Below are 20,834 nucleotides of genomic sequence, written 5' to 3' on the forward strand. Positions count from 1 at the left end.
GTGGGCATCCCGGCTGCCGCCGGCGTGCTCGTGGTGGTGCTGGCGTGGCTCGCCGGGCCCGGCCTGTTCGGCATCGCGGGCGACGAGGCCGGCGCGCCCGTGCAGGCCGAAGTGACTCAGCCGGCCGCGTGTTCGGCGGGGAACCCGGTCGAGTCCGTCACGTTCAGCCTGGGCGGCAAGCCGCGCCAGGGCACGCTCAACGGCTGTGGCCACGCCAAGGGCGAACGCGTCGAGGTCGGCGTGCCCGTGGACGCTCCGGCCGACGGCCCGATCACCGTCAGCGCGGCCGACACCTCGGCGGGCGCTCAGGACTCGCGCGGCCCGGTCGCGCTTGTGCTGCTGGTCTTCGCGTGCTTCGCCGGCGGCACGTACGCGTTCCTGGTCATCAGGGGCTCGGGCAAGCTGGCCCTGCTGCACTGACCGCCTAGCTGACCAAGGACGAAGGCGCCGCGAACGTGTTGCAGTCGGCGATCCGGTTGGCCTTCGCGCCCTGGCGCCACCAGTAGGCGTAGTGCGCGTTGGTGCCGTGGTCGTGGCTGTGGGAGGTGTTGTCGCCGCGGGTCTCCTGGTCGTTCCAGGCCTTGTTGTACATGTCGCGGGTGATCGTGCCGCCCTGGTCCACGTGGGCGCCGAGGAACATGCCCGAGAAGCACTGGGCCTGCAGCTCCTTGCGCCGCGACATCTCCAGGCCCTCGGGGCTGTTCTGGCCGGCCGCGTAGATCTTCTGCCACGCGGCGTCCATGATCCCGGCGACCTCCTGCACGTGGTGGCCGTACTCGTGCGCGAACAACGCCAGGTAAACACCCGGGTTGTTGCCGTACTGGTCGGTCTGCAGCCCCGCGAAGGGCACGTACAGGTTGTCCTCGCAGTAGTACGCCGCCGTCGCGATGCCGACCTGGATCGTGCCGCACGCGGTTTCGAAGCTCGGCCCGGTGGGGAAGTGCAGCGCGGGCGGGGTGAACGGCAGGTTGTAGGCCTGGAGGAACGGGCCCCACGCCGCGTCGAGGCACTTGCTGGCCGAGGTGAAGAACGCTTCCGCGCCCGACTGCGTGCTCTGCCACGTCGGCAGGTCGCAGACGCGGTTCTGCAGCCCGGCGTTGGGGTCCTGCAGGATCGGGTGGTCGGCCAGCTTGAGGATCTTCTGCGGGCCGGCGGAGCTCGGTTCGGAGGACTCCGTCGGCGCCGAGGACGCGGTGGAGGACGAGCCGTTGTTCGGCGGCAGCTCGAACGCGCTGGTCGGCGCGGGTGCCGGCGGGTTCTGGTAGCCGGTGGCGTTGACGTTCTGGCTCGGCCGGTTCAGCGCGACGATCGCGACGACCCCGAGGACCAGCACCGTGACGGCACCGAGCGCGATCCCGATGATCGCGCCCGGCGACTTCTTCTGGTGCTGTGGTGGGAAGCGCTGCGGCGGGTACTGGCCCATCCACGGGCTCTGCGGCGGCGGCCCTTGCGGCGGTCCCTGGGACGGACCCTGCATCGTCGGACCCTGGGGCGGGGGGCCCGCGGGTCCCTGCCTGCCAGGCCCGTGACCCGGGACCGGCGGTGGTTGAACGGTCCCGCGAGGCGGCACCTGGCCGTAAGGCGGTTGCGTCATCAGGGCAGTCCCGGAGGGTCTCGGCACGGGCCGGGCGGCCCCCGGCTTCCGTTCAGCATATCGGGGGAACGGGGGGCGTACGCACCACTCGTGCCGACGCCGTCACCCGACCCGGGTGTCACCCCAGGTCTGGCCCGGTTTGGGCGCCTCTGGAAGAGTGAGCGGCAGCAAGTGACGGGTCGTGAATACGAGGGGCTTCGATGACAGACACACCCGGTTCGCCGGGGTCCGGCGCACCCGACGACGCGCCCACCCCGAGCCAGGGTTTCCAGCGTCCCGAACCGACCAGTCCTGAAGCGACCGGTTCCACGGGCACGCCCGCTTCCGGCACGCCCGCGTCCGGCACCGCGCAGCCCGAAGGCTCGCAGCAGACACCCGGCACCGGCGGCGTTTCGCCGCAGCAGCCCCAGACCCCGCAGACCCCGCCGTCCGGCGGCTGGCAGTCGCCGGGGCAGCAGCAGACCCCGCCGCCCAGTGGTCAGTGGCAGTCGCCCGGTCAGCAGTACGGGCAGCCGATGCCGCAGTACCCCGCCGGCGCCTATGGGCAGCAGGGCGGCTGGACCCCGCACGGCCTCGGCAAACCCGGCGTGATCTCGTTGCGCCCGCTCAACGTCGGCGACATCCTCGACGGCGCGATCACCGCCATCCGCCGCTACCCGGCGCTGATCCTGGGCACGTCGGCGGTCATCGCGGTGTTCGTGGCGGGCCTGAACCTCATCGTGCAGCTCGTGGTGCAGCCCGACCTCAACCGCGTCGCGACGCTCGGTCCGGCCGCCACGCAGCAGGAAGCGCTCGACGCGATGTACAACCTGCTGGGCAGCACCGCGTTGTCGCTGATCCCGACGCTGATCATCACGCTGCTCGGCCAGACGTTCCTCACCGGTTTCCTCACGGTGGTCATGGGCAAGGCCGTGCTCGGCCGTCCCGTCGACTTCCGCACGGCGCTGCGCGAAGCCGCGCCGCGGCTGCTTCCGCTGCTGGGCCTGACGGTCCTGTATGCGCTGGCCACCATGGTCGCCGCGATCTTCTGCCTGCTGCCGGCCGTGATCCCGTACGTGTTCTGGGCGCTCGCCAGCCCCGCGCTGATCCTGGAGCGCGGCACGATCCGGCAGGCGTTCGGCCGTTCGCGCACGCTCGTGTCGGGCGCGTTCTGGCGCGTGCTCGGCATCCTGCTGCTCGCCGCCGTGATCGGCTACCTGATCTCGGCGATCATCGCCATCCCGTTCGACCTGGGCTCGGGCGCGTTCTCCGGCCTGTTCGACCCGCAGGCCGCGGCGCCGGTCCAGACCACCGGCGGCCTGGTGCTGAGCGCGGTGGGCGTGGTGATCGCGAGGACGATCGTCGCGCCGTTCATCGCGCTGGTCACGGTGGTCCTCTACATCGACCAGCGGATGCGCCGCGAGGGCATGGACATCGAGCTGGCGCGCGCCGCGGGCCTCAACCCGCCGCCGGCGCCGCGGCAGGCGTGGTGACGTTCCTGCTCACCGACGTCCCGGTCGACATCGACCGGGACCCCGCCCGCCTGCGGGCGATCCAGGAGCTGAGCGACCCGTCGTACGCGGCCGCGCGGCCCGGTGTGCTGCAGCAGGTCGCGCAGTGGCTGGGCGAGAAGTTCAGCGAGCTGCTGAACAGCCTGTCCGGCGTGCCGGGCGGGCCGCTGGGTCTGCTGCTGATCATCGGGCTCCTGATCGTGCTGATCGTGGTGGTGCGGCTGCGCGTCGGGAAGGTCGGACGCGCGGCGCAGGCGGCGCGGCAGGTCTTCACGGGCCGCCGTCGCAGCGCCGACGAGTACCGCAAGGCGGCCGAACAGGCTGCCGCACAAGGACAGTTCGCCGACGCCGTGCGTGAGCGCTTCCGCGCCATCGTGCGCGGCCTCGAAGAACGGGCGCTGCTCGACTCGCGCACCGGCCGCACGGCCGACGAAGCCGCCGCCGAAGCGGGCGCGCTGCTGCCCGCCCTCGCCGCCGACCTCGCGGCGGGCGCCCGGCAGTTCGACGACGTGCACTACGGCGGCCGCCCCGGCACCGAAGCCGCCTATCGCGCCCTGACGGACCTCGACGACCGCGTCCGCCGTGAGCGGCCGGTGCTGGTGGGCGCGTGAGCACTTCTGTCTCGCCTGATCTCCGGCGTATTTGGCACGGCGTGCGGGTTCCGCTCGCGCTCCTGCTGCTGATCGTGCTCGTCGCGCTGGCGCTCGTGCTCAGCCGCGGCGACCAGACGAGCGGCGAGCTCGAGCCGGGTTCCTACGAACCGAACGGCAGCCACGCCCTTTCCCACCTGCTGCAGGAAGAAGGCGTCGACGTCCACCCCGTCCACACCATCGCCGAGGCGCTGGAGCAGGTCGACGGCGGCACGCTCGTGATCACCTCGCCGGACCAGGTTCCGGGCGACGGCCTCGTCGACCTGCGCCGCCGCGTCGCGCACCTCGTGCTGCTGGCGCCGGGGCCGGAGTCACTGTCCAAAGTGCTCCCGACGGTGAGCGCGGTCGGCAGCACCGACGTCGCCACGCTCGACCCGGGTTGCACGGTCGGCGCCGCGGTCGGCGCCGGTCCCGTGACGCTCGGCGGCACGCGCTTCCGCACCGACGACCCCGAAGCCCGCCAGTGCTACCGCGACGGCGACGCGCCGACGTTCGTGCAGGTCGCCGACCGTTCGGGCACCGTCACCGTGCTCGGCACGGGCGCACCGCTGACCAACGACCGCCTCGCCGACGAGGGCAACGCGGCGCTCGGCATGCGGTTGCTGGGCGACCACCAGCGGCTCGTCTGGTACGTGCCGTCGCCGACGGATCCCGCGCTCGCCGGTGGGCAGAAGTCCTTCTACGAACTCATCCCGCCCGGCTGGCGCTACGGCGCTTTGACGGCCGGGATCGCCGTGGTGTTGCTGGCTTTGTGGCGCGCGCGCCGCCTCGGCGCGGTGGTGAGCGAACCGTTGCCGATCGTGGTGCGCGCGGCGGAAACGGCCGAGGGCCGCGCGCGGCTGTACCGCCGGGGCGGTGCGGCCGGGCACGCGGCGGAGACGTTGCGGGAAGCGGCCCGCGCGCGGCTGCGCACGACGCTGGGCTTGCCGCGTGACGCCGAGGCGGCCGCGGTCGTCGAGACGGTAAGCGCGCGCACGGGCCGGAACCCGGCCGAGGTCGGCGGCGTGCTCTACGGTCCGCCCCCGGCCGACGAAGCCGGGCTGGTCCGGCTGGCGGACGAACTGGACAGCGTGGAACGAGAGGTGGAGCGGTCTTGAGTACCGAACAGACGCAGGCGCCGAATCAGGCTCAAGACGCGCGAGCGGCCTTGATCGCCCTGCGCGCCGAGGTCGGCAAGGCCGTGGTGGGCAACGACGCGGCCGTCACCGGGCTCATCCTGGCGCTGCTCTGCCGCGGCCACGTGCTGCTGGAGGGCGTGCCCGGCGTCGCGAAGACGTTGCTGGTGCGGGCTTTGGCGGCGTCGCTGGACCTGAAGACCAAGCGCGTGCAGTTCACGCCCGATCTGATGCCGGGCGACGTCACGGGTTCGCTCGTGTACGACGCGCACAGCGGCGAGTTCTCCTTCCGCGAGGGCCCGGTGTTCACGAACCTGATGCTGGCCGACGAGATCAACCGCACGCCGCCGAAGACGCAATCGTCGCTGCTGGAGGCGATGGAGGAGCGGCAGGTGTCGATCGACGGCACGCCGCGGCCGTTGCCCGACCCGTTCATGGTGATCGCGACGCAGAACCCCGTGGAGTACGAGGGCACCTACCCGCTGCCGGAAGCGCAGCTGGACCGGTTCCTGCTCAAGCTCACGATGCCGGCGCCCTCGCGTGAGGACGAGATCGGCATCCTCTGGCGCCACGCGCAGGGCTTCGACCCGCGGGACCTCGCCGCCGCGGGCCTCCGCCCGGTCGCCGGCGCGGAGCAGCTCGCGACCGCGCGCCGGGCCGTGGCCCGTGTGACGATCGGGCCCGAGGTCATCGGTTACGTCGTGGACCTGTGCCGCGCGACGCGCGAGCTGCCGGCCGTGCGCATCGGCGTTTCCCCGCGTGGCGCAACGGCTTTGCTCGCCGTCACGCGCGCGTGGGCCTGGCTCGCCGGGCGCGACTACGCGACGCCGGACGACGTGAAGGCGTTGGCCCGGCCCGCGCTGCGGCACCGGCTCGACGTGCGGCCCGAGGCCGAGCTCGAGGGCGTGACCGCCGATGGGGTCCTCGACCGGGTGCTGGCCTCCGTGCCGGTGCCGCGCTGAGCGATGGCTCTCACCGGGCGGCTCGGGCTGCTGGCGCTGCTGGGTGCGCTGGTGGTCGGGCTGCTGTTCCCGTCCGCGGCCGGCGTGCTCGGCGTCGTCGTGGTGCTGCTCGTGCTGGTTGCCGTGGACCTCGTGTTCGCCGGCAGCGTGCGTGCGCTGCGGTTTTCGCGCAGTGGCACCACTTCCGTGCGCCTCGGCGAGCCTGCCGAGGTCGCCCTGACCGTCACGAACCCGGGCCGGCGCGCGGTGGTCGGGCTGCTGCGCGACGCGTGGCCGCCGAGCGCGGGCGCCGACGACCGGCACCGGATCTCCGTGCCACCGGGCGAACGCCGGCTCTTCAACACCGCCATGCTGCCGACGCGCCGAGGAGACCGCCGGGCAGTCCGCGTGACCGTGCGCGCGGCGGGACCGCTCGGCCTCGCGGCGCGCCAGGGTTCGCACGAGGTGCCGTGGTCGGTGCGTGTGCTGCCGCCGTTCCACAGCCGCAAGCACCTCCCGTCACGGCTGGCGCGGCTGCAACAGCTCGACGGCCGCAGCGCCGTGATGATCCGCGGCCAGGGCACGGAGTTCGACTCCCTGCGCGAATACGTGGCCGGCGACGACGTCCGCTCCATCGACTGGCGCGCCACCGCCCGCGCGGCCGACGTGATGGTCCGCACCTGGCGCCCGGAACGCGACCGCCACGTGGTGCTCGTTCTCGACACCGGCCGCGTCTCCGCCGGCCGCGTCGGCGACGCACCCCGGCTCGACGCCGCCATGGACGCCGCGCTGCTGCTCGCCGCCCTGGCCTCCCGCGCCGGCGACCGCGTGGACCTGCTGGCCTACGACCGCCACGTGCGCGCCGCCGTGCCGGGCTCGTCGGCCACGACGTTGCTGCCGTCGCTCGTGAACGCCATGGCGCCGCTCGAACCGTCCCTTGTGGAGACCGACTCCCGCGGCATGGTCGCGGAAATCCTCCAGCGCACCCGCCGCCGCGCCCTTGTCGTGCTCCTGACAGGCCTCGACTCGGCACCGCTCGAAGAGGGCCTGTTCCCCGTGCTGAGCTCCCTGACCTCCCGGCACCAGGTGATCGTCGCGTCGGTGGCCGACCCGCGCGTCGCCGAGATGGCATCAGGCCGCGGCGACGCCGAAGCCGTCTACGATGCCGCCGCCGCCGAGCGCACGCTGGCCGAACGCGCCTCCGTCACCGCCCGCCTGGGCCGCCGCGGCGTCGACGTGGTGGACGCCGTGCCGGAAGACCTGCCCCCGGCGCTGGCGGACCGGTACCTGGCGCTGAAAGCCGCCGGCCGGCTGTAGGGGAGTCGGGTTCTGGGCCGACGCGGGCCAGCACGTGATCCGCACCCGATGGAGTGGCTCCCCTTGGTCCGCCGCGGCCGGTGCTGTTAAGCCGGAAGCAACTTCGGCTCGAGGGAGTGCTTGCGTGCGTCGGCTGCTGTTCGTGGTGGTGCTGCTGTTCATCGGGTCCGGCGGGGTCGCCGATGCGGCCGACGGCGCGCCCGTCTACCTCGCCGACGGTGGTGGCACCGTCTCGCTCGCCACCGTCGGCGGCAAGGTGCAGCTGGCCGACGCGAAGGATCCGAGCGCGGCCTGGACGTACGACAAGGGTTCCCAGCACTACCGCAATGTCGCGAGTGGACAGTGCCTCGCCGCGCAGAGTCCGGTCGACGGCGTGGGCGTGCTGCCGGCCGCTTGCGCCGACGGGGACCACAAGCAGCAGTGGCGCCGTGTCGCGGGAAACCCGGGGCTGGTGACGATCGCGAACGTCGCCTCCGCGCGCTGCCTCACCGCCGAGGCGCCGACGCCGGGTGCGCGGCTGTACCAGGAAGTCTGTTCGCTGCCGGGCCTGTCCAACGCGTGGGCGGCGGGTGGCCGCACGCTCGCCATCCTGTCCGGCAACGGCCAGCACCTGGCCACGAAAGACCCCGCAAACCCGTTCGTGGTCCGCGTGATCGGAGAGAACGGCCAGCCGGCGCCCGACGTGCCCGTCACCTTCTACGTCCACGCCGCCCGGGCGCGGAACGTGCTGGTCTTCGAAGGCGGCAAGGAAACCGCACAAGCCAAAACCGGCGCCGACGGGGAAGCCACGAGCCCGAAGCTCGTCCTCACCGACCCGGCGAGTTCGACATCCGCTTCACCGGCAGCGCCACCCTCGACGACGGCAATTCCATCGCCTTCGAGGGCAGCTGCCTCTGCTAGCCCGCTTCCGGCAGCGCGTCGCCGGTGTAGCGGCGGTCGAGGTCGCCCCGCTCGCCGTCACGCGCGGCGTGGCGGCCGAGCGTGAAGACGTAGGTCAGGAACAGCAGTTCCACGACCGCGCCGATGCCGATGCGCACCCACGTCGGCCAGCCCGACGGCGTCACGAAGGCCTCGATCACGCCGGACACCAGCAGCACGCACGCCAGCCCCAGCGCGATCACGACCACGGACCGGCCCTGTTCGGCCAGCGCGGCGCTGCGGGACCGGCGGCCGGGGTCGATCACGGTCCAGCCGAGCTTCAGGCCGGTGCCCGCGGCGATGAACACGGCCGTGAGCTCCAGCAGACCGTGGGGCAGCAGCAGGCCGAGCAGCACGTCGCCGCGGCCCGCCGAGGACATCAGGCCGATGGCGATTCCCGCGTTGAGTGAGTTGAGCCACAGCGCGCTGATCACGGGCAGGCCCAGCGCGACGCCCAGGAACAGGCAGGTCGCGGCCACCCACGCGTTGTTCGTCCACACCTTCGCGGCGAACGAGCTCGCCGGCCCCGTCGAGTAGTACGTCTCGTACTGGCCGCCGGGCGCCGTCATGGCCTTGATCTCGTCGGGGGAGACCAGCGCCGAACGCACGGACTCGTCGCTCGCGATCCACACGCCGAGCACCGCCATCACGACCACCGACGCCAGCGCGGCGGGGATCCACCAGCGCCGGCTGAGGTACACCGCGGCCGGGAAACGGCGGGTGAAGAACAGCGCCACCTCGCGCCACGCCGGGCTGTGCGAGCCCGTGACGGCCGAACGGCCCCGCGCGACCAGGGCCGACAGCCGTGCCAGCAGGGCCGGGTCGGGCGCGGTCGAGCGGATGATCGACAGGTGCGTCGCCGTGCGCTGGTAGAGCGTCACGAGTTCGTCGGCCTCGGCCCCGGACAGCCTGCGCTGCCGCACGAGCTCGCCGAGCCGGGCCCACTCCGCGCCGTGCGCCGCGACGAAGACGTCGACATCCACCGGATCACCTCCTGGGACCCCAGCCTAGGGCTCACTGCGCCGTGGCTGTTGCCGATCCGGCCACAGTCACGGCGGAAAACGTTGCGACTTGCAGGCGGCGCTCGGTTGGGTGCCCGCCTGCTTTTGGCCGGACCGGCAACTGGGCCGTCTGTTGCCGATCCGGCCACAGCCACGGCGGAAACGTTGCGACATGCAGGCGGCGCTCGGTTGGGTGCCCGCCTACTTTTGGCCGGACCGGCAACTAGGCTGGCCCGGTGCAGGAAGAGTCCGATCTCGTCACCGGTGAGGCTGTGGTCCTCGACCTTCGGGTGGCCAAGCTCGCCAGCCGCGGCGCCGCGATGCTGCTCGACGTGCTCGTGCAGGGCGCGCTCCTGCTGATCGTCGTGGTCACCGTGGCCGCAACTTCGTCCGACCTCGACCCGGCGCTCACGATCGCGCTGTTCCTGTCGGTGTTCGTGCTGATCGTGATCGGCTACCCGGTCCTGTTCGAGACGCTCACCCGCGGCAAGTCGCTGGGCAAGATGGCGCTGGGACTGCGCGTGGTCCGGCTCGACGGCGGCCCCATCCGCTTCCGCCACGCCCTCACCCGCGCTCTCGCCGGCTTCTTCGTCGACTTCTGGGCTCTCGGGTTCCTGGGCGCGGTGGCCGTGATCGTCTCGCTGAGCTCGTCGAACGGCCGCCGCGTCGGCGACTACCTGGCCGGCACGCTGGTGATCCGCGAACGCGTGCCGCAGAGCGCTCAGGCCCAGGTCGTGATGCCGCCGGGCCTCGAAGGCTGGGCTGCGCAGCTGGACCTCAGCCGCCTGCCCGACGACCTGGCGCTCGCCGCGCGCCAGTACCTGAACCGCTTCCACGAGCTGCGGCCCGACGCGGCCCACGCGCTCGGCCAGGGGCTTGCCGACCAGACGGCCCACGCCGTGGGGGTGGCGGTGCCGTACGGGATGCCGGCGTGGGTGTTCCTCTCGGCGGTTTTGGCGGAACGGCGCAACCGCGACCAGGCGCGGCTGGCACAGCAGGTATACGCGGGGCCGCAGCCGCAGGCGTACCAGCCGCAGCCGTTCCAGCAGCGGCAGCCGTCTCAGCAGTTTCAGCCGCAGCAGTTCGAACCCGCCGCCCAGCAGACTCAGCAGTACCAGCAGCAAGTCCAGCCGACGGCCCAACAGCTCCAGCCGGTCGCGCCTCAGCCGCAGCAGCAGTTCCAGCCGGTTGCGCAGCAGACCCAGCCCCATCAGTTCGAACCCGCCGCCCAGCACGCGTCCCAGCCGGTTGCCCAGCAGTACTCGCCGCAACAGCCCGCGCCACCGGCCCCGCCGGAGCGGGAGCCGGAGCCGGAGAACCCCTTCACCCCGCCGAGCTGACCCGATGCTCCTGGAACTCGCCACGGCGCTCGCCGGGCTCACCGCCGACGTCACCGCCACGGCCCACCCTGACGGCTCCGTCACGGTCACCGAACAGGTCACCACCGGCACTCCCGCCACCCACCGCATCGCCCTGCGCGTGGCCACCACCGACGACGAGGACCGCGTCTACACCGTCCGCGACGCCCGCCTCACCGGCTCCGGCCACCTCGACGAGGACTCCGACGGCCTCGTCGCGACCTACACCGGCCCCGCCACCCTGTCGTACACAGTGGACGGTGCCGTCGCCGGCGGCGGGCAGCTGCGCTGGCAGGTCACCGGCGGCTGGGACGCCGACCTCACCCGCCTCACCACGGCGTTCAGCGCCCCGGGGATCTCCACAGTGGACTGTTACGCCGGCGCGATCGGCTCGGCGCGCCACTGCACGTTCTCCGAGCTCGGTGCCGGCGGCATCGCCCGCGTCGAGCAGGACGGCTTGCGCCGCGGCGAGCGCGTGGACCTCGCGGTCGAGATCCCGCCCGGCGCGCTGCCCGCCAACGCCCGGTTCGTCGCGGTCTCCCCGGTGGCCGACTTCTTCAAGGGCCCGGGCATTCCCGTGCTCGCCCTGGTCCTGCTGCTGATCGCCGCCGTGCCGACGTGGCTGCACCGTCGTCGTGGCAAGAACCGCTGCGAGGTGCTCAGCCATGGTTACTGATCCGGCCAAAAGTAGGCCGACCCCCGCGCGGCACGTAACCGTTGCCGCGAAGTCATTCGGCCGTGACTGTGGTCGGATCGGTAACGATCGGCACAGTAGCTTCCGCAGCTTCGCCGTCGTCCTGGCGATCCCGGCCCTCGTCTTCGCCGCGACCCCGGCCCAAGCCCAGGACCTGCCCGCCCTGCCGCAAAGCGCCGAGGTCACGCTCAAACTCCAGCGCGACGGCACCCTGTCCGTCACCGAGGCCGTCTCCGTCCCGGCCGGCACCACGATGACGCGCACCCTTCCGCTGCGCACCTCCGCCGACGCCGGCCACGACCGCGTGCTCACCGTGCGCGACCTCAGCATCGAGGGCTCCGGCAGCACGCAGACCACGGACGACCAGATCGTCGTCGACTTGCGCGGCGGCACTTCGGTGGTCCGCTACACCGTGGCCGGGACCGTCGGCAGGACGCTCGGCGTCGAGCACCTGACCTGGGACCTCGCCGGCGGCTGGGACACCCGCCTGGAGCTGCTGCGCGCGACCTTCGCCGCACCGAACCTGCCCGACGCCGTGGTCTGCCTGGCGGGCCCGCCAGGCTCCGCCACCCCGTGCGGTGCGGCGCAGCTCGACCACTCCGGGCTCACGCGCGTGTCGGTGTCGAAGCTGGCGCCGGGCGACCGCGTGGAGCTCACCGCGGAGCTGCCCGCCGGCACCGTGCCCGCGACCGAACAGCTCGTGCCCGCGAAGTCCGTGGCCGGCGCCTTCCTCGTCACCACCCCGATCCTGGCCGCGTGGCTCGCCTTGGCGGCGCTCGTCATCGCCGGCCTCGTCACGCTGCGGGTCCTGCGCCGACGCGACCGGGCCGCCGTGCTCCCGGTCCGGCTCGAAGTCGACGGCCAGTTCTCCTCACCCCAGGGCGTGCTCCCCGGTCACGTCGGGTTCCTGCTCACCGGCCGTACCGACGACCTCGACGTCGCCGTCACCGTGCTCGACCTCTGCGTCCGCAACTACCTGTGGGTCGGCGAAGACGGGCAAGAAGGCTGGACTCTCCACCGCCGCAACCCACCCGACGAGTACCTCACCGCCTTCGAACGGACGGTCTACGAAACCGCTGTCCCCGGCGATTCGGCGCCGCTGTCGGCCATCACGCCGGACATCGAGGACGAACTGCGCACCGCCGTCGTCCGCCGCGGCTGGCTCACGCGCCGGCCGGCCCTGCTTGCCAAAATCGCCGCCCGCCTGTGCTTCTACGGCGTCTTCCTCACCGCCCTGCTCGCTTTCACCGCCGGTTACGCCCAGCTCGGCCTGGTCGTGGTCGCCACTGGCGCCGCGCTCGCCCTCTTCGCCCAATGGTTGCCTCCGCGCACGCAGGACGGCAGCCTTCTGCGCGACCAACTCCGGGGCCTGCGCACCGAACTGGCCACACCGGCGGAAGTCACCGAACTGATCTTCTCCCGCGCCCTTCCGTACGCCGTCGCGCTCGGCGAAGCCGACCGTTGGCTCGGCACGCTCGCGGAACCGGTTTGTTCGCTTCAGGCGTACTGGTTCGGCGCCCCCGCCACACCCGCCCGGACCAGCGCTTTCCTGGCCGCGCTCGGCGCCGCGACCAAGAGCGCGCCCCATGCGCTGGGAGGGGTGCCACCAGCCGAGCCGAGGGTCGGGTCCTCTGCGTAGGGTGGGGGCATGGCCGATCCCGAGCTCGTCCGTTTCACGATTGACAACGGTCTGCGCGTGGTGCTCGCCCCGGACCCGACCGCGCCTGTTGTCGGGGTCAGCGTGCACTACGACGTGGGCTTTCGCTCCGAGCCGGAGGGGTTGACGGGTTTCGCGCACCTCTTCGAGCACTTGATGTTCCAGGGCAGTGAAAGCCTGGAGAAGCTGGCCCACTTCCGCCACGTGCAGTCGAGCGGCGGGACCTTCAACGGGTCCACCCACCCCGACTACACCGACTACTACGAGGTGCTGCCGTCGGCGGCCCTCGAGCGCGCGCTGTTCCTCGAAGCCGACCGCATGCGCGCCCCGAAGCTGACCGCGGAGAACCTGGCGAACCAGATCGAGGTCGTCAAGGAGGAGATCCGCCTCAACGTGCGCAACCGCCCGTACGGCGGGTTCCCCTGGATCCTCCTGCCGCCGGTGCTGTACTCGACGTTCGCCAACGCCCACGACGGCTACGGCGCGTTCGAGGACCTCGAAGGCGCGACGCTCGACGACTGCGCCGCCTTCTTCGACACCTACTACTCGCCGGCCAACGCGGTGCTCACCGTCGCCGGCGACTTCGAGGTGGAGAACGCCAAGGCGCTCATCCAAAAGCACTTCGGCGACGTGCCGCACCGGCCTGCGCCGGTGCGGCCTTCGTTTGCCGAGCCACTGCCCACCACGGAGCTGCACGGCGAGCACGAGGACGCGCACGCGCCGCTGCCCGCGATCGCCGTGGGCTACCGCATGCCCGACCCGATCAACGACCTCGACGGTTACCTCGCGTATCTGGTGCTGGCCGGCGTCCTCACCGACGGTGACGGCTCCCGCCTGCAGCAGCGCCTGGTGCACCGCGAGCCACTGGTGGTCGACATCGGCGCCGGCGCCGGGCTGTTCGGCCCGTTCGAGGCGCGCGACCCCGACACGTTCACGATCACCGCGATCCACCCGCCGGACGTGGATCGCGAGCGCGTGCTGGCCGCCCTCGACGAGGTGCTGGACGAGCTCGCGACGACGCCGCCCGACGAGCAGGAGCTCAAGAAGGTGACCGCGCGCTGGGCCGCGAGCCTGCACTCGGAACACGACCGGCTGGTGTCGCGCACGCTGGCGCTGGGTGCGTTCGAGCTGCTCTACGGCGACGCGTCGCTGGTGCACCGGCTGGCCGACCGCATGTCGGCGGTCACCGGCGAAGCCGTTTCGGCCGCGGCGAAGGCGCTGCGCCCCGACGCGCGCGCCGTGCTCGTCGTGAAGCCCGCCAACTCCGAAGGGATGGACGAGCAGTGACTTCGGCTACGCATCGCAGCGCGCAGGAGATCGGGCGCACCGCGACCGGTCCGCGTCCGCTGCCCGAGCTGGGCGCGCAGCGCGCCGCCACCGACCTGTCCCATGTGGACACCACGCTGAGTAACGGCCTGCGCGTGCTGGCCGTGCGCAAGGCTTCGGTCCCGCTCGTCGAGGTGCGGCTGTGGATCCCGTTCGCGGGTGAGGACGCGCTGCACCCGGCCACCGCGGAGGTGCTGGCCGAGACGCTGCTCACCGGCACCGCGAAGCGCGACCGCGTGGAGATCGACGCGGAGCTGGCGCTGATCGGCGGCGACCTCGGCGCGGGCGTGGACCCGGAACGCTTGTACCTCAACGGTTCCGCCTTGGCTGAAGGCCTGCCGACGCTGCTCGACGTGCTCGGCGACGTGCTGACCGGCGCCACCTACGGCGAGGCCGAGGTGACCCGTGAACGCGAGCGGCTGATCGAGCGCATCGCGGTGTCGCGCACGCAGCCGCGCACGATCGCGCGGGAGGCGTTGCAGAAGCAGCGCTACGGCGACCACCCCGTCACGCGTGAGGTCCCGCAGGCTTCTGATGTTGCTGTCGTCGTTCCCGAGCAGGTGCGGGCGCTGCACGCGGCTTCGGTGCTGCCGCGTGGTTCCGTGCTGGTGATCGTGGGCGACATCGACCCCGACACCGTGCCGGCCGAGCTCGACCGCGCGCTCGGCGGCTGGGCCTCGGACCGCTCGGCTCTCGTGCTTCCGCCGCTGCCGGAGCTGACCGGCGGCAACGTGCTGCTGGTGCCGCGCGCCGGCGCCGTGCAGTCGCAGATCCGGCTTTCGGCCCAGACGGTGGCCCGCACGCACCCGTCGTACGCGGCGCTGCAGCTGGCGAACCTGGCCTTCGGCGGGTACTTCTCCTCGCGCCTGGTCGAGAACATCCGTGAGGACAAGGGTTACACCTACGGCGCCCACTCCGGCTTCGAGTTCACCGGCGAGAACGCGGTGGTGAACGTCGACGCCGACACGGCCAACGAGGTCACCGCCGCCGCGCTGCTCGAAACGCGCTACGAGCTGGGGCGCCTCGGTCTCGTGCCGCCGACGGGCGAGGAGGTGGAGTCGGTGCGGCAGTACGCGATCGGCTCGCTGCTCACCTCCACGTCTTCGCAGTCGGGTCTGGCCGGGCAGCTGATGGCGCTGGCGACCACGGGCCTCGGCGTCGAATGGCTGCAGGAGCACCCGGCGCGCCTCGCGGCCGTGACGGGGGAGCAGGTGGCCGAGGTGGCGCTGGAGTACTTCGCGCCCAAGCGGTTCACCGGCGTGGTGGTCGGCGACGCGGAGCTGCTCGCGCCGAAGCTGACCGCGCTGGGTGACGTGACGGTGGGCTCGGAGACGGCCGACTGATGACCGTACCGTTCACCCTGGAGTCGCTGCCGACCCTGTCGCGGTCCACTGTGGACCGTCAGGAGACGTTGCGCACCAACCCGGAGCGTCTCGTCTCCAAGTGGTCCGAGGCCCGCGTGGTGCTGCTCGACGACACCGGCCGCACGCCGGTGGCCGAGGGCAGCTCCTCGCTGGCCGCCCGCAAGGCCATCGACTTCGGCACGGAACCCCCGGCCGACGCGGTGTTCCTCGGCGAGTGGGAGGACACCGACTACTGGTCGCTGCCCGGCCGCCCCGAGGGCGACGTCGACACCGTGCAGATGTCCGGCAGCTGGGGCGTGGTCGAAGAGGTCCCGCGCGTCGACGGCGAGATCTGGGTCGAGCTGCGCGGCTACGGCGACCAGCTGGACGACACCTCGGCCGGCCTGTTCACCACCGCGCAGGCCCTGCGCCACTGGCGGCGCCAGGCCCGCTTCTGCACCCGCGACGGCTCACCCACGAACCTGATCCAGTTCGGCTGGGCCAGCAAGTGCGAGGCCAAGGGCCACGAGGAGTACCCACGCACCGACCCGGCCGTGATCTGCCTCGTCCACGACCAGGACGGCGTCAACGGCTCCCACGTGCTGCTCGCCCGCCAGCCGGTCTGGCCCGCGGGCCGCTACTCCGTCCTCGCCGGCTTCGTCGAAGCCGGCGAGTCGCTGGAGGGCTGCGTGTCGCGGGAGATCCGCGAGGAAGTGGGCGCTTCCGTCACGGACATCCGCTACCTGGGCAGCCAGCCCTGGCCGTTCCCGCGCTCGATCATGCTGGGCTTCACCGCCCGCGCCGACCGCTCCGCCCCGCTGGTCCCCGCGGACGGCGAGATCGAAGAAGCCCTGTGGGTTTCCCGCGACGAGGTCCGCGCCGCTTTCCGCAACAGCGCGGGCGGGGCGGCGGTCCCGACTCCGATCGCGGGTGGTGCGTCGGAGATCATTCTGCCGGGCAACTCGTCGATCGCCCGCGTGATGCTGAAGGCGTGGGCTGACGCGGAGGAGTGACGTTCGGTTTCGCTCGTGACACGGCCCTCCCCGGCTTGAGCCGGGGAGGGCCTTTGTCGTTTCGCAGTAGCGTGATTTCCCTGTGCCGTCGTTTCCTCGAACCGGCTGCGCCCGGCGAGCCTCCGTCGACCACGGCTGCTCGGTGTCAGCATGGGGCGCATGGACACCGTCGTCGTTCCGCGGAGCGTCCTCAGTGCGCTGAGGCAAGCCAGTGTCGCCGGAACAGCCACCGTGCTGATCGACCGATTCCGCACCACCGCCCGGGAAGCGGTCGCGCGTCCGCCGGCCGCGTACGGCGAGATCTTGGCCTGGCTGTGGCAGATCGACGCCGATGCCGCCGTGATCCACATCGCCGACCTGATGAAGCAGCTGCGCGAACACCATCCGCTCGCCCACGTGGTGACGCCTCCCGTCGGATTCGGCGAGCTCCTTGACGGCGTGCGCGGGTGCTTGCCCGCCGGCTTCGCCCAGGCTGACCTGCTGATTTCCTACACCCGCACCTCGCTGGGCGACTTCTACGGCGGTTGACGGCCTCCGGAGATCTGCCTCCGACGCCGCGCGCACGCTGAGCATCCACCCCATCACCCACCGCCGCGTCCGAAACCTCCTGGACTCGAAGTGTTACCCGCTCGTTCCGGATGACCATTGACGCGATGTGGCCCCGCTCACTACAGTCGCCCGAAACCGTCTGTAAAGTATCCTAATTAAGGGGCCACGAGTGCGCGCCGGAAGCCCGAGGATGTTGCGCGAGATCAACGATCGCGCGGCGATCGAGGCGTTGCTGCGCGGCGGGCCGCTCACGAGGGCGGAGCTCGAGGTCGTGATCGGGCTGTCCAAGCCGGCCACGGCGCAGCTGCTCACGCGTCTCGAGCAGGACAATCTCGTGGGCAAAGCGGGCGAACGCGCGGGTGGCGGACGCGGGCCGCGGGCTCAGCTGTGGGCCGTCAACGGCAGCCTCGCTCACGTGGCCGCCGTGGATCTCACGCCGCACGTCGCCGATTTCGTGATCGCGGATGTCGCGGGGACGGTCGAAGCCGAGTACCAGGTCGAGCTGCCTGTGCACGAGGGCGCCGACGTGATCGGCACGTTCGGCAAGGCGCTCAAGCACGTCACCAAGAAAGCCGGCAAGAACCTCGATGACCTGGCCAACGTCGTGATCGGCGCGCAGGGCGCGTTCGACCCGCGTACGGGCCTGCTCTCCTCCGCGCCGCACATCCCCGGCTGGCTGGGGTTCGACGTGCCGGCAAGGCTGAGCGAAGAGCTCGGGATCGCCGTGACCATCGAGAACGACGTGAACCTGGTGGCCGTCGAGGAGATGACGGTCGGGAAAGCCCAGGAAGTCGACGATTTCGTGATGGTGTGGCTCTCCGAAGGTGTCGGTGGCGCCGTGGTCATCGGGCGCCGGCTGCTGCGCGGCGCGACCGGCGGTGGCGGCGAGATCGACTGGATGCGCGTGCCCGACCCGTCCACTGTGGACACCGGTGACCACTGGCCCGAGGCCGGCGCGCGATTCGGCAACCTCGTGGACTCGCCCGCCATCGCAAGGCTCGCCCACGCGCACGGCCTCACTGCCGAAACAGGCCCGCAAGCAGTAATCCAAGCGACAACCCAAAGCCACCAACCCTTCCTCGACGACCTGGCCCGCCGCGTCGCCGGCGGTCTCGCGAGCCTCGTGGCCGTGGCCGACCCGCAGCTCATCCTGCTTTCGGGCGACACGAGCCGCGCCGGTGGCGACGAATTCGCCCAGAGAGTCGCACGGAAACTCCACGAACTGGTCCTGCCCCGCACCCCGGTCGCGCTCGCTTCGGTGCAGGGCAACGCCGTGCGGGCGGGCGCGTTGCAGTCCGCGCTCGCCACCGCCCGTGAAGACGTCTTCGGCGTCGTCACCCCCACGCTCCGCGGGTCGCGTCGGCCCTTGGAGGACACAGCGGGAGTGCCTCGGACGGCACTCCCGAGCTCTGCCCCGTCCCCGACCGAGTAACCACCATGAGGAGGAGGGTCATGGCCCCCACGACCCGCATCCGGAGGATCGCGCGAAGGCGTGGTTCTCTGCTGCTGTCCGCCGCGGCCGCCGCCACGCTGCTGGCGACCGCCGCGTGCGGCGCGGCCGCGCCGAGCGGCTCGGGCGACGCCGCCGCGCCGCCGAACAAGGACGACAAGCTCACCCTCACCGTCTACAGCAAGTTCACCGACCGCGAGTACGGCGTGGTCACGGCCGCGCTGAACAAATTGAAGGCCAAGTACCCCAACATCACCATCAACCACGAGGGCAACCAGGACGACGACAAGCTCACGCAGTCGATCCGCGGCGGCAACCCGCCCGACGTGGCCATCTCCTTCTACACCGACAACCTCGGCGCGTGGTGCTCCACCGGCAGCTTCACCGACCTCAAGCCGTACCTGGACCGCGACAAGATCGACGTGAACCAGATCCCCCAGGCCGTGCGTGACTACACGTCGTACCAGGGCAAGCGCTGCGCCATGCCGATGCTCGCCGACGTCTACGGCCTGTACTACAACAAGGACATGTTCGCGGCGCACGGCATCTCCTCGCCGCCGAAGACCACGACCGAGCTGTTCGAGGACGCGAAGAAGCTCACCGAGTTCAACCCGGACGGCTCGATCAAGACGATGGGCTTCATCCCGGCGATGCCGTTCTACGCCAACCAGGCGCAGTACTGGGCCCCGAACTTCGGCGCGCAGTTCATCGGCCCGGACGGCAAGTCGTCGATCTCGTCCAGCCCCGGCTGGAAGGCGATGTTCGAGTTCCAGAAGAAGCTCATCGACTTCTACGGCGGCCACGACAAGGTCGAAAAGTTCAAGGCCGGACTCGGCGACGAGTACTCTGCCGACAACGGCTTCCAGAAGGGCAAGCTGGCGATGATGTACGACGGTGAGTTCCGCACCGCGTTCATCAAGGACCAGACCCCGACGCTGAACTACGCCACCGCGCCCGCGCCGGTGCTCGACAGCATGGCCGACCACTACGGTGCCGGCTTCGCCACCGGCACGATCATCGCGATCCCCAAGGGCGCCAAGAACCCCGGCGCCGCGTGGGAGCTGATCAAGCAGGTCACGCTCGACACCGACACGCTCGTGGACATGGCCAACGGCCTCAAGAACGTGCCCAGCACCACGGCTTCGCTGTCCTCGCCGAAGCTCGACGCGCCGCCGCAGTTCAAGACGTTCCTCGACATCTACGGCAGCGGCAAACTGGTCGCCAACCCGTCCACTCCGATCGGTGACGCCTTCCTCAAGGCGGTCAACGACTTCGCCGAGAAGTGGCAGGCCGGCTCCGTGCCCGATCTCGACGCCGGCCTCAAGCAGGTCGACGCCCAAGTCAATGACGAGCTGGCACAAAAAGGATCGGGCGGATGACTCTGCCTGATGGCGCCTCGGCGGTAAAGAGTACCTCGGCGCAAGTCCTCCCCACCGAGGCGACGATCCCGCCTGCACCTACCAAGGTGCGGGCGGGATCCCGCCGGGCCAAGCGCCGTCGCACGGTGTTCTACTTCATGGCGCCGGCGACGCTGGGGTTCCTGATCTTCTTCGGGTACCCGCTCATCGCCACGGTGTACTACTCGTTCACCCGCTACGACCTCATCAACCCTCCACAGTGGATCGGGTTCGACAACTACGTGCGCATGTTCACCAGCGAGCCGCTGGTGAAGACCGCCGCGTACAACACGTTGTGGCTCGTGATCATCCTGACGATCTGCCGGGTGCTGTTCTCGCTCGGCGTCGCGTCGGTGATCTCGCGGCTGAAGTCGGGCGTCGGCCTGGTGCGCACGCTGTGCTACCTGCCGACGCTCGCGCCGCCGGCCGCTGCGACGCTCGCGTTCGTCTTCGTGTTCAACCCGCAGTTCGGCCCGGTGAACCGGTTCCTGCACCTCGTGGGCATCGACGGCGGGCTGTGGTTCAACAGCCCGGTGATGTCGAAACCGTCACTCACGCTGCTGGCACTGTGGGGTTCGGGCGAGCTGATGATCATTATCCTGGCCGCGTTGCTCGACGTGCCGACCGAGCAGTACGAGGCCGCCGAGCTCGACGGCGCCGGCGCGGTCCGCAAGTTCTGGCACGTCACGCTGCCCACGATCTCGCCGGTGCTGCTCTTCGGTGTGGTCAACTCGATGATCTACGCGCTGCAGTTCTTCACCCAAGCCATCGTGGCGTCGTCCGCCTCGGCGGGCACTGCTGACGTGGCCGGCAACTCGAAACTCATCGGCGCGCCGGAGAACTCGACGCTGACGTATCCGATCTGGTTGTACGTACAGGGTTTCCGCTACTTCAACATGGGTTACGCGGCGGCGATGGCCGTGCTGCTGTTCATCGTGTCCGCGGGCTTCACGTGGGTGCTGGTGCGACAGCTACGCAAATCCCAGCACCAGGAGGAGGGGGCATGAACATATACTCGCGC

Annotated in this window: 19 protein-coding genes; 17 read left to right on the forward strand and 2 right to left on the reverse strand. The window is 71.3% G+C overall.

The annotated features are described in order from the left end of the window. Complete coding sequence (locus K1T34_RS24190) at positions 1 to 420, forward strand: hypothetical protein (RefSeq protein ID WP_220247381.1); 420 nt, start codon at positions 1 to 3, stop codon at positions 418 to 420. Positions 421 to 424: 4 nt separating this feature from the next. On the opposite strand, the gene K1T34_RS24195 is transcribed toward K1T34_RS24190, so the two are convergent. Further along, positions 425 to 1,477, reverse strand: a complete 1,053-nt coding sequence (locus K1T34_RS24195; RefSeq protein ID WP_220246474.1) for a neutral zinc metallopeptidase — start codon at positions 1,475 to 1,477, stop codon at positions 425 to 427. A gap of 317 nt (positions 1,478 to 1,794) precedes the next feature. Here K1T34_RS24195 and K1T34_RS24200 point away from each other — a divergent pair, with 317 nt between their 5' ends. The 6 genes from K1T34_RS24200 to K1T34_RS24225 all read left to right on the forward strand — a co-directional run bounded on the left by K1T34_RS24200 (position 1,795) and on the right by K1T34_RS24225 (position 8,092). Further along, entirely contained in the window at positions 1,795 to 3,066 is a 1,272-nt protein-coding gene (locus K1T34_RS24200) for a hypothetical protein (protein WP_220246475.1), read from the forward strand. Next, a complete protein-coding gene (locus K1T34_RS24205; RefSeq protein WP_220246476.1) occupies positions 3,060 to 3,695 on the forward strand; it encodes a DUF4129 domain-containing protein in 636 nt (211 codons plus the stop codon). The genes K1T34_RS24200 and K1T34_RS24205 overlap by 7 nt, the downstream gene beginning before the upstream one ends. Next, the gene (locus tag K1T34_RS24210; RefSeq protein ID WP_220246477.1) at positions 3,692 to 4,831 is read left to right on the forward strand and encodes a DUF4350 domain-containing protein; all 1,140 of its coding nucleotides are present in this window, start codon (positions 3,692 to 3,694) and stop codon (positions 4,829 to 4,831) included. The genes K1T34_RS24205 and K1T34_RS24210 overlap by 4 nt, the downstream gene beginning before the upstream one ends. Further along, entirely contained in the window at positions 4,828 to 5,811 is a 984-nt protein-coding gene (locus tag K1T34_RS24215; protein WP_220246478.1) for a MoxR family ATPase, read from the forward strand. Before K1T34_RS24210 ends, K1T34_RS24215 begins: the two co-directional genes overlap by 4 nt. Before the next feature lie 3 nt (positions 5,812 to 5,814). Beyond that, positions 5,815 to 7,107, forward strand: a complete 1,293-nt coding sequence (locus K1T34_RS24220) for a DUF58 domain-containing protein (protein ID WP_220246479.1) — start codon at positions 5,815 to 5,817, stop codon at positions 7,105 to 7,107. Between the two features lie 124 nt (positions 7,108 to 7,231). Next, positions 7,232 to 8,092, forward strand: coding sequence for an RICIN domain-containing protein (locus tag K1T34_RS24225; RefSeq protein ID WP_255638682.1), 861 nt, complete (start codon positions 7,232 to 7,234; stop codon positions 8,090 to 8,092). On the opposite strand, the gene K1T34_RS24230 is transcribed toward K1T34_RS24225, so the two are convergent. Next, on the reverse strand, positions 8,004 to 9,008 hold the full coding sequence (locus tag K1T34_RS24230; protein WP_220246480.1) for a stage II sporulation protein M: 1,005 nt from the start codon (positions 9,006 to 9,008) through the stop codon (positions 8,004 to 8,006). The two genes, K1T34_RS24225 and K1T34_RS24230, sit on opposite strands and share 89 nt — an antisense overlap. Positions 9,009 to 9,262: 254 nt before the next feature. Between K1T34_RS24230 and K1T34_RS24235 the strand changes: the two genes are divergently transcribed. The 10 genes from K1T34_RS24235 to K1T34_RS24280 all read left to right on the forward strand — a co-directional run bounded on the left by K1T34_RS24235 (position 9,263) and on the right by K1T34_RS24280 (position 20,820). Beyond that, the gene (locus tag K1T34_RS24235; protein WP_220246481.1) at positions 9,263 to 10,366 is read left to right on the forward strand and encodes an RDD family protein; all 1,104 of its coding nucleotides are present in this window, start codon (positions 9,263 to 9,265) and stop codon (positions 10,364 to 10,366) included. Between the two features lie 4 nt (positions 10,367 to 10,370). Next, positions 10,371 to 11,060 (forward strand): DUF2207 domain-containing protein, encoded by a 690-nt coding sequence (locus K1T34_RS24240; protein ID WP_220246482.1) that lies wholly within the window; start codon positions 10,371 to 10,373, stop codon positions 11,058 to 11,060. A gap of 172 nt (positions 11,061 to 11,232) precedes the next feature. Further along, positions 11,233 to 12,717 carry a DUF2207 domain-containing protein gene (locus K1T34_RS24245; protein WP_370643836.1) on the forward strand — a complete coding sequence of 495 codons (1,485 nt, stop codon included), beginning with the start codon at positions 11,233 to 11,235 and terminating at the stop codon, positions 12,715 to 12,717. A gap of 9 nt (positions 12,718 to 12,726) precedes the next feature. Then, complete coding sequence (locus K1T34_RS24250) at positions 12,727 to 14,022, forward strand: pitrilysin family protein (RefSeq protein ID WP_220246484.1); 1,296 nt, start codon at positions 12,727 to 12,729, stop codon at positions 14,020 to 14,022. Further along, entirely contained in the window at positions 14,019 to 15,404 is a 1,386-nt protein-coding gene (locus K1T34_RS24255; protein ID WP_220246485.1) for a pitrilysin family protein, read from the forward strand. The genes K1T34_RS24250 and K1T34_RS24255 overlap by 4 nt, the downstream gene beginning before the upstream one ends. Beyond that, on the forward strand, positions 15,404 to 16,417 hold the full coding sequence (gene nudC / locus K1T34_RS24260) for an NAD(+) diphosphatase (protein WP_220246486.1): 1,014 nt from the start codon (positions 15,404 to 15,406) through the stop codon (positions 16,415 to 16,417). Before K1T34_RS24255 ends, nudC begins: the two co-directional genes overlap by 1 nt. 159 nt (positions 16,418 to 16,576) lie before the next feature. Next, complete coding sequence (locus tag K1T34_RS24265) at positions 16,577 to 16,945, forward strand: hypothetical protein (protein ID WP_220246487.1); 369 nt, start codon at positions 16,577 to 16,579, stop codon at positions 16,943 to 16,945. Between the two features lie 211 nt (positions 16,946 to 17,156). Further along, complete coding sequence (locus K1T34_RS24270; RefSeq protein ID WP_220247382.1) at positions 17,157 to 18,398, forward strand: ROK family transcriptional regulator; 1,242 nt, start codon at positions 17,157 to 17,159, stop codon at positions 18,396 to 18,398. A gap of 20 nt (positions 18,399 to 18,418) precedes the next feature. Continuing rightward, complete coding sequence (locus tag K1T34_RS24275) at positions 18,419 to 19,795, forward strand: extracellular solute-binding protein (RefSeq protein ID WP_220246488.1); 1,377 nt, start codon at positions 18,419 to 18,421, stop codon at positions 19,793 to 19,795. Further along, positions 19,792 to 20,820, forward strand: a complete 1,029-nt coding sequence (locus K1T34_RS24280; protein WP_255638683.1) for a carbohydrate ABC transporter permease — start codon at positions 19,792 to 19,794, stop codon at positions 20,818 to 20,820. The genes K1T34_RS24275 and K1T34_RS24280 overlap by 4 nt, the downstream gene beginning before the upstream one ends. Positions 20,821 to 20,834 lie beyond the last annotated feature (14 nt).

Origin of the sequence: Amycolatopsis sp. DSM 110486, assembly GCF_019468465.1 — a bacterium.
GTDB lineage: Bacteria > Actinomycetota > Actinomycetes > Mycobacteriales > Pseudonocardiaceae > Amycolatopsis.

Coding starts and splice junctions, on each gene's coding strand:
- nudC (WP_220246486.1), top strand. CDS start 15,404: ATGACCGTACCGTTCACCCTGGAGTCGCTGCCGACCCTGTCGCGGTCC.
- K1T34_RS24275 (WP_220246488.1), top strand. CDS start 18,419: ATGGCCCCCACGACCCGCATCCGGAGGATCGCGCGAAGGCGTGGTTCT.
- K1T34_RS24280 (WP_255638683.1), top strand. CDS start 19,792: ATGACTCTGCCTGATGGCGCCTCGGCGGTAAAGAGTACCTCGGCGCAA.
- K1T34_RS24250 (WP_220246484.1), top strand. CDS start 12,727: ATGGCCGATCCCGAGCTCGTCCGTTTCACGATTGACAACGGTCTGCGC.
- K1T34_RS24270 (WP_220247382.1), top strand. CDS start 17,157: ATGTTGCGCGAGATCAACGATCGCGCGGCGATCGAGGCGTTGCTGCGC.
- K1T34_RS24265 (WP_220246487.1), top strand. CDS start 16,577: ATGGACACCGTCGTCGTTCCGCGGAGCGTCCTCAGTGCGCTGAGGCAA.
- K1T34_RS24200 (WP_220246475.1), top strand. CDS start 1,795: ATGACAGACACACCCGGTTCGCCGGGGTCCGGCGCACCCGACGACGCG.
- K1T34_RS24195 (WP_220246474.1), bottom strand. CDS start 1,477: ATGCAGGGTCCGTCCCAGGGACCGCCGCAAGGGCCGCCGCCGCAGAGC.
- K1T34_RS24240 (WP_220246482.1), top strand. CDS start 10,371: ATGCTCCTGGAACTCGCCACGGCGCTCGCCGGGCTCACCGCCGACGTC.
- K1T34_RS24220 (WP_220246479.1), top strand. CDS start 5,815: ATGGCTCTCACCGGGCGGCTCGGGCTGCTGGCGCTGCTGGGTGCGCTG.